Source organism: Streptomyces sp. CA-249302 (genome assembly GCF_050936785.1).
GTDB lineage: Bacteria > Actinomycetota > Actinomycetes > Streptomycetales > Streptomycetaceae > Streptomyces.
This window is the reverse complement of record NZ_JBNJMG010000001.1, coordinates 6,662,057-6,674,642: the sequence shown is the minus strand read 5'-3', so window position 1 is coordinate 6,674,642 and position 12,586 is coordinate 6,662,057. Positions and strand designations below refer to the sequence as shown.

Sequence of the window (12,586 nt, the reverse complement as noted above, 5' to 3'; positions counted from 1 at the left end):
GAAGGCAACCGCACCGCCGATTCCTGGAGCCCCCGCCGTGGCGACGACCGCGCTCAGGCCGAATCCCCCGGCCACAAGCTCCCCAGGCAAACGCCGCCTGCACCACCACCTCCGCCACGCGGCCCCCGCCCTCCTCGCCTACCTGGCCGTACGCCTCACCGGCCTCCTCGTCCTCACCCTCTGGGCCCACCACCGCCACCACGGCGTCTGGCCCACCCTGGCGATCCAGTGGGACGCCGACTGGTACCTGGGCATCGCCGACCACGGCTACGCACACACCCTCGGCACCGCCCACAACGCCAACAACCTGGCGTTCTTCCCGCTCTACCCGTACCTCGTGAAGGCGCTGGCGGTCCTCACCCCCGGCACCAGGGCCTCCACCGGCCTGGCGATCGCGGTCGTGGCGTCGTTCCTGGCCGCATGGGGCGTCTTCGCGGTCGGCGACCACCTGCACGGCCGCCGCGTGGGCGTCCTCCTCACCACCCTCTGGGCGGCGCTCCCCGTGGGCCTGGTGCAGTGGATGGGCTACACCGAGTCCCTGTTCACGGCCTTCGCCGCCTGGACGCTGTACGCCGTACTCATCGACCGCCCCGTCACCGCCGCGACCCTCGCGACCTTCGCCGGCCTCACCCGCCCGACGGGCATCGCAGCGGCAGCCGCGGTCACGACCTGGGCCCTGCTCACGGCCCGCCGCCATCCCAAAGACCACCGGACTCGGACCCCCCGCCTCCTCGCGGCCGCCGCCCTCGCTCCCCTCGGCTGGTGCGGCTACGTCGGCTGGGTCGGCCTCCGCCTGCACCGCTGGGACGGCTACTTCGCCGTACAACGCCTGTGGCGCAACGAGTTGGACGGCGGCGCGGAGACAGTGCGCCGCATCAAGGTGACCCTGGGCGTGGACCCCCGCCCCCACCTCTTCCTGGTCCTGGTGACGATCACCCTGATCGTCTCGACCGTCCTGTACGCCCTCTCCGTCTGGGACCGCCAGCCCCTCCCCCTCCTCGTCTTTACCGGCGTCCTGCTGCTGATCGTCCTGGGCAGCGGCGGCGTCTACTTCCCCCGAGCCCGCTTCCTCCTCCCCGGCTTCCCGCTCCTCCTCCCCGTGGCCCTGCACCTGACCCGGGCCTCCCGCAGATACCGCACGCTGTTCCTCATCGCGGCCGTACTCGGCTCGGCGTACTGCGGCGGCAGCATGGTCATGGTGTGGCCGAGCGCGCCGTGACTACGGCAGCAGCACCAGCCCCGCCACCCACACCACCGCGACCAGCACCCCCACCGGCCACAGCAACCGCCGCCGCTCCCGCTCACCGGCCGTGCCGAGCGGCCGTAGCGAAGGGTCCCGCCACATCGCGGTGATCTCGGCGGCCGCCCGCTCGTAGCGGTGGATCCGGCCCCACCTCCGCTCCAGCCACGGCCACCGGAAGCCGACCACCGACCACTCGTCGAAGGAGGCCCGGCGGCTGTCGATCTTCAGCACGCTGCTCCCGCACTCGACGACCCGTATGTGGTCCCAGGCGATGTGCTGGGCGCGCCGGAACCCGTTGAACCACAGCCCCTCGGCGTCGGCGGTGATGCGCCAGACGATCCACTTGGGCAGCATCAGCACGGCCACGACCCCCATGGCCCCGCCGAGGACGTACCGGAACGCCCCGTCCTCGCCCCAGAACGAGAAGTGCACGGCCCACCCCGAGGCCCCGGCCGCGGTCACCCAGTCGGGCCACCCGGCCCGCCACCGCCGTACCCCCTTGCCGCCCAGCCGGTACGGATCACCGGCGACGGCCCGTTCGGCCGCCCCGGTCAGCTCCTCGTACACGGCTGCGAGCTTCGCCGACTGCTTCTCCTTCCGGAGCTCAAGCCGTACAAGCCCCTCCGGGACGGGCCGTACGGGCCCGATCGACCGTTCCACGACGGGCGGCTCGCCGGCCTTCCGGGCGGCGCTGACGATCAGTACCTCGGCGCCGTCGTGGGGGGCGCCGTACAGGACGGCCTCGCGCAGCGACCCCGGCTCGTCGGACGCCAACCGGTCGGCGAGCTCCTCGATCTCCTCGTCGTCCAGGTCCCCGGCATCGGCCTCGTCCACCTCCGTCACCGTGACGGTGAACAGCGGCCGCAGCGCCCCCAGGTCGTCTGACGCGAACACCTCGTGGCTCCCGGACCGCCCCTCCCGCACCAGTACCCGCAGCACGGGCGCCGGCGCCGCCCGCAGCGCCGCAGCCCTACGACGCCCGAGGAGGCCGGAGAGCAGCGTCGTGAGGCCGACCCCGACGAGGGAGAGCCCCGCCGCCACCCCGGCACGGCGGTCGTCGACGGCGTCGGCGTAGGGAGCCACGGCGGCCAGCGCCCCACCCAACGCGCACAGCACCGGCCCGAGCCAGCCGAACAGTTTCCCACGTCCCAACGGCCGCTTCGCGTCCGGCAGTACGGCCGTGACGCCCCCGGCCGCCGCCAGCGCCGCGTCCCGCTGGCCCGCACGGGCCCGCAGCCGCAGGTGGGCCGCCCAGCCGAAGACGACCGCCACCAGGACCCCGGCGGGCTCCAGCAGCCAGGCCGGCTCCGGCGGCAGCCAGACGACCAGGACGATCTGCAGCGCGGCGGTGAGCCGTACGACCTCGGGCCGCACCAGCAGCCACAGCAGCTGGAGGCCGATGACCGCGGCGACGACGGGGGCCGTCCCGCCGACGGCCAGCGCGCAGCCGCCGATCACGGCGAGGGCGCCGAGCGCGAGGACGAGGCGCAGGCGCACCCGTACCGGGACCCAGCGGGGTGCGAGCGCCCGCGTCCAGCGGAGCGTCTGCGTGCTGTCCCAGGGGAGACAGCCCTCGGGCAGCGCGGAGGCGGGCAGCCGGGAGGGCCGCCGGGGAGTCGTGCTCATCGTTTCCCAGCCGGTCGGGACCACGGAGGTGGCAGCGGTCCTCGGTTCCGTCCGGGTGGGGGGCGGCCGTCGTGGCCGAGGTGTGGACGCCGAGCATGCCCAAGGAAGCTGTGAAGTTCCAGGTGAGCGGCGGGTCCCGTCAGCCGACGGCCAGGAGGATCGCCAGCAGTACGGCACCGGCGAGCGCCGGTCCGGCGATCTCGTACGCCCAGCGGACGGTGATCTCGCCCTGGGCGCTCTCCTTCTCGCCGCGGGCCTCCAGGAGCTCGCGCAGGTCGTCCATGGCCCGGTCGGACTCGGCGCGGTCGGCGCCTTCGGGGAGGTGCCGGGCGGCGCCGAAGCCACCGATTCCGCGTCCCTGGCCGCTTGCGTCCGCCGCGCGCCGGGTCGCGCGTCGGGCCGCCTTCTTGCGGGCGCGCAGGGAGACGGGGAGGGCCCACAGCTGGTACTTGGTGCCGGACCTGACGACGACCTCGTTCGAGTAGGCCGAGCGCAGGGTGGCGATCTCGGCCCACGGGAGGACGATCACCCGGAAGGGGTTACGGATGCGGAGGCGGTCGTCGTTCGTGTAGACGGCGGGGCGGATCGTGAAGGCGACGATCAGGGGGACGGCGAGGATGAGACCGGCGAGGGCCAGCCAGGGGGTCCGGCCGTTTCCGGTGACGAGCGCGTCGATGCCCAGCCAGGCGGCGATGGCCAGCAGGAGGACGCCGCCGACGATGCCTGCGCTTGATCGGTACGTGCGGTCGCTTTGCTGGGTCGTCATGCCGGCGATTCTGCCTTAGAGGTTCGCCCAATCGCCGCGGGGGCGGTGTGCGTGTGCGAGTACGGGTCGTCTGTGGTTGATCGCGCAGTTCCCCGCGCCCCTTACGAGCCTCACCTGCGCCTGCGTCGAGAAGAGCCGTCCGCTGAAGACAAGGTTCCGGGCTGTACAGCCGCTACGCGCGTAGATATGCTCGTCTGGTGACCATGCCCACCACTGCACCCCACGCACTCGCCGACGTCACCGCGTCCGGCAGTACGCTGCGCCGTTTCCTTCACGGGCTGCCCGGCGTCGACGCGGTCGGACTGGAGGCGCGTGCCGCCTCGCTCGGGACGCGTTCCATCAAGACGACCGCCAAGGCGTACGCCATCGACCTCGCGATCTCGATGGTCGACCTGACGACGCTGGAAGGCGCGGACACCCCGGGCAAGGTCCGGGCGCTCGGCGCCAAGGCGGTCCGCCCCGATCCGACCGACCGGACGACCCCGGCGACCGCGGCCGTCTGCGTCTACCCCGACATGGTGGCCACCGCCAAGGAGGCCGTCGCCGGTTCGACGGTGAAGGTCGCCTCCGTCGCCACCGCCTTCCCGGCGGGCCGCGCGGCCCTCCCGGTGAAGCTGGCCGACGTGCGGGACGCCGTCGCCGCGGGCGCCGACGAGATCGACATGGTCATCGACCGCGGGGCCTTCCTCGCGGGGAACTACCTGAAGGTCTACGAGGAGATCGTCGCCGTGAAGGAGGCCTGCGCGGCCTCGGCCCGGCTCAAGGTCATCTTCGAGACCGGCGAGCTGTCGACGTACGACAACATCCGGCGCGCGAGCTGGCTCGGCATGCTGGCCGGCGCCGACTTCATCAAGACGTCCACCGGCAAGGTGGCGGTGAACGCGACCCCCGCGAACACCCTCCTGATGCTGGAGGCCGTGCGGGACTTCCGCGCCCAGACCGGGGTCCAGGTCGGCGTGAAGCCGGCCGGCGGCATCAGGACGTCCAAAGACGCGATCAAGTTCCTGGTTCTGGTCAACGAGACCGCCGGCGAGGACTGGCTGGACAACCACTGGTTCCGCTTCGGCGCCTCCTCGCTCCTGAACGACCTGCTGATGCAGCGTCAGAAGCTGGCCACCGGCCGCTACTCCGGCCCCGACTACGTGACGGTGGACTGATCACCATGGCATCGGTATTCGATTACGCGCCCGCCCCCGAGTCCCGCTCCGTCGTCGACATCGCGCCCTCCTACGGCCTGTTCATCGACGGCGAGTTCGTGGACGCGGCGGACGGCAAGGTCTTCAAGACGGTCTCCCCCTCCACCGAGGAGGTCCTCTCCGAGATCGCCCAGGCCGGCGAGGCGGACGTCGACCGCGCGGTGAAGGCCGCCCGCAAGGCCTTCGAGAAGTGGTCCGCGCTGCCGGGCTCCGAGCGCGCCAAGTACCTGTTCCGCATCGCCCGCATCATCCAGGAGCGCTCGCGCGAACTCGCCGTCCTGGAGACCCTGGACAACGGCAAGCCGATCAAGGAGACGAGGGACGCCGACCTGCCCCTCGTGGCCGCGCACTTCTTCTACTACGCGGGCTGGGCCGACAAGCTGGAGCACGCCGGCTACGGCGCGAACCCGCGCCCGCTCGGCGTGGCCGGCCAGGTCATCCCCTGGAACTTCCCGCTCCTGATGCTGGCCTGGAAGATCGCCCCGGCGCTCGCCACCGGCAACACGGTCGTGCTGAAGCCGGCGGAGACCACGCCCCTCTCGGCCCTCTTCTTCGCGGACGTCTGCCGCCAGGCCGGCCTGCCCAAGGGTGTCGTCAACATCCTTCCGGGATACGGCGACACGGGCGCCGCGCTCGTCGCGCACCCGGACGTCAACAAGGTCGCCTTCACCGGCTCCACCGCCGTCGGCAAGGAGATCGCGAAGACGGTCGCCGGCACCCGCAAGAAGCTCACCCTCGAACTGGGCGGCAAGGGCGCCAACATCGTCTTCGACGACGCCCCGATCGACCAGGCGGTGGAGGGGATCGTCACCGGCATCTTCTTCAACCAGGGCCAGGTCTGCTGCGCGGGCTCCCGCCTGCTGGTCCAGGAGTCGATCCAGGACGAGCTCCTCGACTCCCTCAAGCGCAGGCTCTCCACGCTCCGCCTCGGCGACCCGCTGGACAAGAACACGGACATCGGCGCGATCAACTCCGAGGAGCAGCTCACCCGGATCACCTCGCTGGTCGAGCGGGGCGAGGCGGAGGGCGCCGAGCGCTGGTCGCCGGCCTGCGAACTCCCCTCCGCCGGCTACTGGTTCGCCCCGACGCTGTTCACGAACGTCACCCAGGCGCACACCATCGCCCGCGACGAGATCTTCGGCCCGGTCCTGTCGGTGCTGACCTTCCGCACGCCGGACGAGGCGGTCGCCAAGGCCAACAACACCCAGTACGGCCTCTCGGCGGGCATCTGGACCGAGAAGGGGTCGCGGATCCTCGCCGTGGCGAACAAGCTGCGGGCGGGCGTCGTCTGGTCCAACACGTTCAACAAGTTCGACCCGACGTCGCCCTTCGGCGGCTACAAGGAGTCGGGCTTCGGCCGCGAGGGCGGCCGCCACGGCCTGGAGGCGTACCTCGATGTCTGACCGACTGTCTGTCTTCAAGACCTACAAGCTGTACGTCGGCGGGAAGTTCCCGCGTTCCGAGAGCGGCCGGGTGTACGAGGTGAGCGACTCGAAGGGCAACTGGCTGGCCAACGCACCGCAGTCGAGCCGCAAGGACGCCCGGGACGCGGTCGTCGCCGCGCGCAAGGCGTTCGGCGGCTGGGCGGGGGCCACCGCCTACAACCGCGGGCAGATCCTGTACCGGGTCGCGGAGATGCTGGAGGGCCGCAAGGCGCAGTTCGTGCGCGAAGTGGCCGACGCGGAGGGGCTGTCGAAGGCCAAGGCGGCCGACCAGGTCGACGCGACCATCGACCGCTGGGTCTGGTACGCCGGCTGGACCGACAAGATCGCCCAGGTGGTCGGCGGCGGAAACCCGGTCGCCGGCCCGTACTTCAACCTCTCCTCCCCGGAACCGACGGGCGTGGTCGTGGTCCTGGCCCCGCAGGAGTCGTCGTTCCTCGGCCTGGTCTCGGTCCTCGCCCCGGTGATCGCGACCGGCAACACGGCGATCGTGATCGCGAGCGAGAAGTCCCCGCTCCCGGCCCTGTCCCTGGGCGAGGTCCTCGCCACCTCCGACGTCCCCGGCGGCGTGGTCAACGTCCTCTCGGGCCGCACGGCGGAGATCGCCACCCCCCTGGCCTCCCACCAGGACGTCAACGCGATCGACCTCGCGGGCGCGAACGACGTACTGGCGAAGGAACTGGAGATCGCGGCGGCCGACAACCTGAAGCGCGTCCTCCGTCCACAGCCTGTGGACGACTGGTCCGCGACCCCGGGAACCGACCGCATGACGGCGTTCCTGGAGACGAAGACGGTCTGGCACCCGACGGGATCACTGGGCGCGTCGGGCTCGTCGTACTGAGCCCCCACAAACCGAGCCGCGCCTCCCCTCCGTCCGGGGGAGGCGCGGCTCTCTTTCGTGGGTGGGGGGGCTCAGTGGTTGAGGAGGCTCGCCGCCTGCCCCAGTACCGGGATGGCGCCGATCGACTGGGCTTGGGCCACCGGGGCGGTCAGGGCCTGGGAGGCGAGGGGCTGGAAGTCGGCGAGCTGGGTGGCGACGCCGTTGTCGAGGGGGTCTACGCCGGTGCCGGCGAGGGGGTTGGGCTTGAGGCCGGTGACCGGGCCGGTGACGTAGCCGACGGTGCCGGTGAGGGCCTGGAGGCCGGCCTGCGGGTCGATGTTGCCGAGGGAGGTGGGCCGGGTCCGCATCACGTCCAGGACGGGCTCGGTGTCCGCGGAGGCCGTCGCGGCACCCGCGCCGAGCGCCACGCCTGCCGTCGCGAGGGCGACCAGGGCGCGCTGGGCGGTCGGGTTCGGGGAGGACGTGTGTCGTGCCATTGTTGGTGCCACCTTCTGCTGCGTTTCTCGTGCACAGGGTAATCAGGTCGACACGTAGGGTAGTTGAGGTGTGACGCACGCTCCAAAGACGACCCGCGGGGTCGGCAGGGCGGACGGAATACGTCAAACTGGTGTCCCGTGAGCATCCATCTCCCCTCCTCCGCCCGCGTCGTGCTGCTCTGCGGCCCCTCGGGCTCGGGCAAGTCCCTCGTCGCCGCCCGCTCCGGCCTCCCCGTGCTGCGTCTCGACGACTTCTACAAGGAGGCCGACGATCCGACGCTGCCGCTGGTGGCGGGGAGCTCCGACATCGACTGGGACCACCCGGACTCCTGGGACACGGACGTCGCCGTCACCGCGATCGCCGAGCTGTGCCGCACGGGCCGTACGAAGATCCCCGTCTACGACATCTCGCTCTCGGCCCGCACCGGCGAGGACACGGTCGACATCGGCCGGACGCCGCTCTTCATCGCGGAGGGCATCTTCGCGGCCGAGATAGTCGACCGCTGCCGGGAACTGGGACTGCTCGCCGATGCCCTGTGCCTGAGCCGCGGCCCGGTGCGCACGTTCCGCCGCCGCTTCCTCCGCGACCTGAAGGAAGGCCGCAAGTCGATCCCGTTCCTGCTCCGCCGCGGCTGGCGCCTGATGCGCCTGGAACGCTCGATCGTCGCCCGCCAGACCGCACTGGGCGCCCACGCCTGCGACCGCGACGAGGCCCTGAGCCGCCTGGCCGCGGCAGCGGTGGGCCGCCGCCCGGCGACGACTCCGGCGAACTGAGCCCGAACGCGCGCGGCGCCTTCTCCGTCGTAGGCCCAAGGACCTGTTGACGGAAAGGACGCCGATGCCGACTGCCCTCCGGGCCGGCCGACGGCGCCCGGCGAGGCGATGTTGGCGACCGTGCACGTCCGCTGAGCGCGCACAACGAAAAGCGGGACTGGATGGACCCCCCGGCCCTCCAGTCCCGCTCTCCCCCGTTCCCCCGTGCTCCCCCGTCGTTCCCCCGTTTTCCCCGTGGTACTTCCCCCGTTGGTCCCCCGTGACCCCCGCGGTCCCCCTCGGGCGTGCTCCCCCGTTTTCCTGCTTCCCCCGTTACTTGCTACTTGCTACTTGCTTCCCCCCGACCCTCAGGCGACGAGCTCCCCGAAGGCGTCCTCCTCGTCACGGCCGAAGCTGAGGACCTCGTCCTCGCGCAGCCGGCGGAGCGACCGCCAGATGCTGGACTTCACCGTGCCGACACTGATGTCGAGGATCTCCGCGATCTCCGGGTCGGTGCGGCCCTCGTAGTAGCGAAGGACCAGCATCGTGCGCTGGAGTTCGGGAAGCCGGGCGAGCGCCTGCCACAAGACCGCGCGCAGTTCCGTGCCGCGCATCGCGTCCGTGTCGCCGGGCGTCTCCGGCAGTTCCTCGGTCGGGTATTCGTTCAGCTTGCGGCGGCGCCACGCGCTGATGTGAAGGTTCGTCATGGTGCGGCGGAGGTAGCCCCCGACCGCGGCCTTGTCGCTGATCCGGTCCCAGGCCTTGTACGTCGAGAACAGCGCACTCTGGAGCAGGTCCTCGGCCTCGAAACGGTCACCGGTGAGGTGGTAGGCGGTTGCGTACAGGGAGGCGCGGCGCTCCTGGACGTAGGCGGTGAACTCCGCCTCCGACAGCGAACGACGCTCCCCCGTGTCCTCCCTGTACGCGCTTCCCCCGTGCGGTTCCCCCGTGAAACCGTCAACCACCGTCATGTACGCGGTGTGCTGACGCCCGGCGCCGCGAGCGCACCCCCGCCCGCTCACGGCGCCGGACTCCTTTGAACCCCGGCCCCCGTTCACGTCGTGCAGACGCGTGATCACTGCGCTGTTGCTGTTGCCGTGCAGCGTGTTCATCTCGCGCCCCCCGTCGTGGACTTCCGGTGTTCGGTCTTTCCGGGCGGTGCTTCCTTGCCCGTGCCGAAAAGCTTGCCCTCGCACCTTCATGGCCGTGTCCGCCGACTGTCACAGACCTGTCACAGGGGTCGGCCGCAGGGAAGACACAGCCCGATCACAGAACGAAGCGCTACGTGCACGTAGGTGTACAGGAGTCGAAACACCGACCCCGCATGGGCCAGAATGAGCCCCGTGCCTTCCCTGTTGCTGATCGAAGACGACGACGCCATCCGTACGGCCCTGGAGCTGTCTCTTACGCGCCAGGGACACCGGGTTGCCACCGCTGCCACCGGTGAGGACGGTCTGAAGCTCCTCCGTGAGCAGCGGCCGGACCTGATCGTGCTGGACGTGATGCTGCCCGGCATCGACGGGTTCGAGGTGTGCCGGCGCATCCGGCGCACGGACCAGCTGCCGATCATCCTGCTCACCGCGCGCAGTGACGACATCGACGTGGTGGTGGGCCTGGAGTCCGGCGCCGACGACTATGTCGTCAAGCCCATCCAGGGGCGGGTCCTGGACGCCCGGATCCGGGCCGTACTGCGGCGCGGGGAACGCGAGTCGACCGACGCGGCGAGCTTCGGCAGCCTGGTCATCGACCGTGCCGCGATGACCGTGACGAAGAACGGCGAGGACCTCCAGCTCACGCCGACCGAACTGCGGCTGCTGCTCGAGCTGAGCCGGCGGCCCGGACAGGCGCTGTCCCGGCAGCAGTTGCTGCGGCTCGTGTGGGAGCACGACTACCTCGGCGACTCCCGTCTGGTGGACGCCTGTGTCCAGCGGCTGCGCGCCAAGGTCGAGGACGTACCGTCGTCCCCGACGCTGATCCGTACCGTGCGAGGCGTGGGCTACCGGCTGGACACGCCTCAGTGACCGAAGCGCAAGGGGGGGTTCGCGGCTGGGCCGCGACCCGCAAGGGACATCTTTCACGGCTGCGGTTCACGAGCCTGCGGCTCCGGCTCGTCGTCGTCTTCGGCCTGGTCGCCCTCACCGCGGCCGTCTCCGCGTCCGGCATCGCCTACTGGCTCAACCGCGAGGCCGTGCTCACCCGCACCCAGGACGCGGTGCTCGGCGACTTCAAGCAGGCCATGCAGACCCGCGCCGGCTCCCTGCCCACCGACCCGAGCCAGGACGAACTCCAGCGCACCGCGGGCCAGATGGCCAACAGCAGCCAGCGCTTCAGCGTGCTGCTGGTCGCGCGGGACTCCGACGGCAAGACGGTGTACGGCAGTTCGGGCGCCCTGGACGGCTTCTCGCTCCAGGACGTGCCCAAGTCGCTGCGCGCCGCGGTGAACAAGCGGCAGACGGTCGACTCCGGCAACAAGTACGCGTACCACCTGTACTGGCAGCGCGTCGTCGACAACGGCACGCCGTACCTGGTGGCCGGCACGAAGGTGATCGGCGGCGGGGCGACCGGCTACATGCTCAAGTCCCTCGAGCCGGAGGCCAAGGACCTCAACTCCCTCGCCTGGTCACTGGGGATCGCCACCGGCCTCGCCCTGATCGGCTCCGCGCTCCTCGCGCAGGCCGCGGCGACGACCGTACTGAAGCCGGTGCACCGCCTGGGCGTCGCCGCCCGGCGGCTCGGGGAAGGCAAGCTGGACACACGGCTGCGGGTGTCCGGCACGGACGAACTCGCCGACCTCTCCCGGACGTTCAACTACGCGGCCGAGGCGCTGGAGAAACGGGTCGACGACATGGCCGCGCGGGACGAGGCGTCCCGGCGGTTCGTCGCCGACATGAGCCATGAGCTGCGCACACCGCTGACCGCGATCACCGCCGTGACGGAGATCCTGGAGGAGGAACTGGAGGCCGAGTCCGGGTCGATGGACCCGATGATCGAGCCGGCCGTCCGACTCGTCGTCAGCGAGACCCGACGCCTGAACGACCTCGTCGAGAACCTGATGGAGGTCACCCGCTTCGACGCCGGTACGGCACGCCTGGTCCTGGACGACGTCGACGTCGCCGACCAGATCACCGCCTGCATCGACGCCCGCGCGTGGCTGGACGCGGTCGACCTGGACGCCGAGCGCGGCATCCACGCCCGGCTCGACCCGCGCCGCCTGGACGTCATCCTGGCCAACCTCATCGGCAACGCCCTCAAGCACGGCGGTTCGCCGGTGCGGGTGTCGGTGCGCACCGCGGACGACGAGGTCGTCATCGCCGTGCGGGACGGTGGCCCCGGTATCCCCGAGGACGTCCTCCCGCACGTCTTCGACCGCTTCTACAAGGCCAGCGCCTCCCGCCCGCGCTCCGAGGGCAGCGGCCTCGGCCTCTCCATCGCCCTGGAGAACGCCCACATCCACGGTGGCGAGATCACCGCCGCCAACTCGCCCGACGGGGGCGCGGTGTTCACCCTCCAACTCCCACGCGACGCCTCGTCCCTCACGGAGGACCCGACGAACGGCGACCCCAAGAAGGGCGACGCGTGATGAACGTACGCCGACGCCCGACGGAAACACAGCGAGCAGCTCTGCGCCCCCTCCTCGCCCTGCCCGTCCTCGCCCTGCTCCTCGCCGGCTGCGGGATCCGTTCCACCGAGGTGCCGACCGACTTCGGGGCGGCGCCCTCGAAGGTGCTGTGTTCGCTCGCCGAGCCGAACGGCACCGCGGCGGCGTCGCGTGGGCTGCCGGTGCAGGTGTTCCTGCTGTGCGGGTCCTCGCTGGTGGCCGTCGACCGGACCGTGCGCGTCCCGGACGGTACGGCGGACTCGCAGCGGCGCGTGCTGGTGGCGCAGGGGCTGCTCGACCAGCTGGCGGCGACCCCGTCGGCCGCCGAGAAGGAGGCCGGCTACACGACGGACGTGCGCGGCGGCATGAACGTGAGCGGCCCCCGCTCCGGCGACCCCGACGACACGCTCCGGCTGAGCACCCCGCCCACCGACCTGACCTCCTTCGCGCTCGCCCAGGTCGTCTGCACGTTCTCCGACTCGGCGGCGGCCGAGGGCGACGGCTCGGTGATCCTCGGCGGCCCCGGCAGGGAACCCCTGCGCCGCTACGAGTGCACGGACGACGTCCGCTCCCACCCGGGCAGCACACAGCCGCCCTCCGGCGAGGTGACGGGCGGCTGACGTACCGGTGAGGCGGGCGTGTGGC

Annotated in this window: 12 protein-coding genes; 8 read left to right on the top strand and 4 right to left on the bottom strand. The window is 71.5% G+C overall.

Annotated elements, in window-relative coordinates:
* The first annotated feature begins 37 nt into the window (after positions 1 to 37).
* A complete protein-coding gene (locus ACQEWB_RS30175) occupies positions 38 to 1,219 on the top strand; it encodes a hypothetical protein (RefSeq protein ID WP_432836449.1) in 1,182 nt (393 codons plus the stop codon).
* Here the strand turns inward: ACQEWB_RS30175 and ACQEWB_RS30170 are convergent, their stop codons facing one another.
* A complete protein-coding gene (locus ACQEWB_RS30170; RefSeq protein WP_432836447.1) occupies positions 1,220 to 2,869 on the bottom strand; it encodes a hypothetical protein in 1,650 nt (549 codons plus the stop codon).
* Positions 2,870 to 3,008: 139 nt separating this feature from the next.
* Positions 3,009 to 3,635, bottom strand: coding sequence for a PH domain-containing protein (locus ACQEWB_RS30165; protein ID WP_432836445.1), 627 nt, complete (start codon positions 3,633 to 3,635; stop codon positions 3,009 to 3,011).
* 203 nt (positions 3,636 to 3,838) lie between these two features.
* Here ACQEWB_RS30165 and deoC point away from each other — a divergent pair, with 203 nt between their 5' ends.
* The 3 genes from deoC to ACQEWB_RS30150 are packed head-to-tail and all read left to right on the top strand — an operon-like array spanning position 3,839 to position 7,114.
* Positions 3,839 to 4,792, top strand: a complete 954-nt coding sequence (gene deoC, locus ACQEWB_RS30160; RefSeq protein WP_432844087.1) for a deoxyribose-phosphate aldolase — start codon at positions 3,839 to 3,841, stop codon at positions 4,790 to 4,792.
* Between the two features lie 5 nt (positions 4,793 to 4,797).
* Positions 4,798 to 6,234 carry an aldehyde dehydrogenase family protein gene (locus ACQEWB_RS30155; protein WP_432836443.1) on the top strand — a complete coding sequence of 479 codons (1,437 nt, stop codon included), beginning with the start codon at positions 4,798 to 4,800 and terminating at the stop codon, positions 6,232 to 6,234.
* On the top strand, positions 6,227 to 7,114 hold the full coding sequence (locus tag ACQEWB_RS30150) for an aldehyde dehydrogenase family protein (RefSeq protein ID WP_432836441.1): 888 nt from the start codon (positions 6,227 to 6,229) through the stop codon (positions 7,112 to 7,114). The genes ACQEWB_RS30155 and ACQEWB_RS30150 overlap by 8 nt, the downstream gene beginning before the upstream one ends.
* Positions 7,115 to 7,185: 71 nt before the next feature.
* Here ACQEWB_RS30150 and ACQEWB_RS30145 read toward each other — a convergent pair whose 3' ends face one another.
* Entirely contained in the window at positions 7,186 to 7,590 is a 405-nt protein-coding gene (locus tag ACQEWB_RS30145) for a hypothetical protein (RefSeq protein WP_432836439.1), read from the bottom strand.
* 138 nt (positions 7,591 to 7,728) lie between these two features.
* Between ACQEWB_RS30145 and ACQEWB_RS30140 the strand changes: the two genes are divergently transcribed.
* Positions 7,729 to 8,364: a uridine kinase family protein gene (locus ACQEWB_RS30140; protein WP_432836437.1), complete on the top strand. Its 636-nt coding sequence runs from the start codon at positions 7,729 to 7,731 to the stop codon at positions 8,362 to 8,364.
* A gap of 347 nt (positions 8,365 to 8,711) precedes the next feature.
* On the opposite strand, the gene ACQEWB_RS30135 is transcribed toward ACQEWB_RS30140, so the two are convergent.
* A complete protein-coding gene (locus ACQEWB_RS30135) occupies positions 8,712 to 9,455 on the bottom strand; it encodes a SigE family RNA polymerase sigma factor (protein WP_432836435.1) in 744 nt (247 codons plus the stop codon).
* 231 nt (positions 9,456 to 9,686) lie between these two features.
* Between ACQEWB_RS30135 and afsQ1 the strand changes: the two genes are divergently transcribed.
* The 3 genes from afsQ1 to ACQEWB_RS30120 are packed head-to-tail and all read left to right on the top strand — an operon-like array spanning position 9,687 to position 12,561.
* On the top strand, positions 9,687 to 10,364 hold the full coding sequence (gene afsQ1, locus ACQEWB_RS30130) for a two-component system response regulator AfsQ1 (RefSeq protein ID WP_020141253.1): 678 nt from the start codon (positions 9,687 to 9,689) through the stop codon (positions 10,362 to 10,364).
* Positions 10,361 to 11,923, top strand: a complete 1,563-nt coding sequence (locus tag ACQEWB_RS30125; protein WP_432836432.1) for an ATP-binding protein — start codon at positions 10,361 to 10,363, stop codon at positions 11,921 to 11,923. The genes afsQ1 and ACQEWB_RS30125 overlap by 4 nt, the downstream gene beginning before the upstream one ends.
* Positions 11,923 to 12,561, top strand: a complete 639-nt coding sequence (locus ACQEWB_RS30120) for a hypothetical protein (RefSeq protein ID WP_432836430.1) — start codon at positions 11,923 to 11,925, stop codon at positions 12,559 to 12,561. Before ACQEWB_RS30125 ends, ACQEWB_RS30120 begins: the two co-directional genes overlap by 1 nt.
* The last annotated feature ends 25 nt before the right edge of the window (positions 12,562 to 12,586 follow it).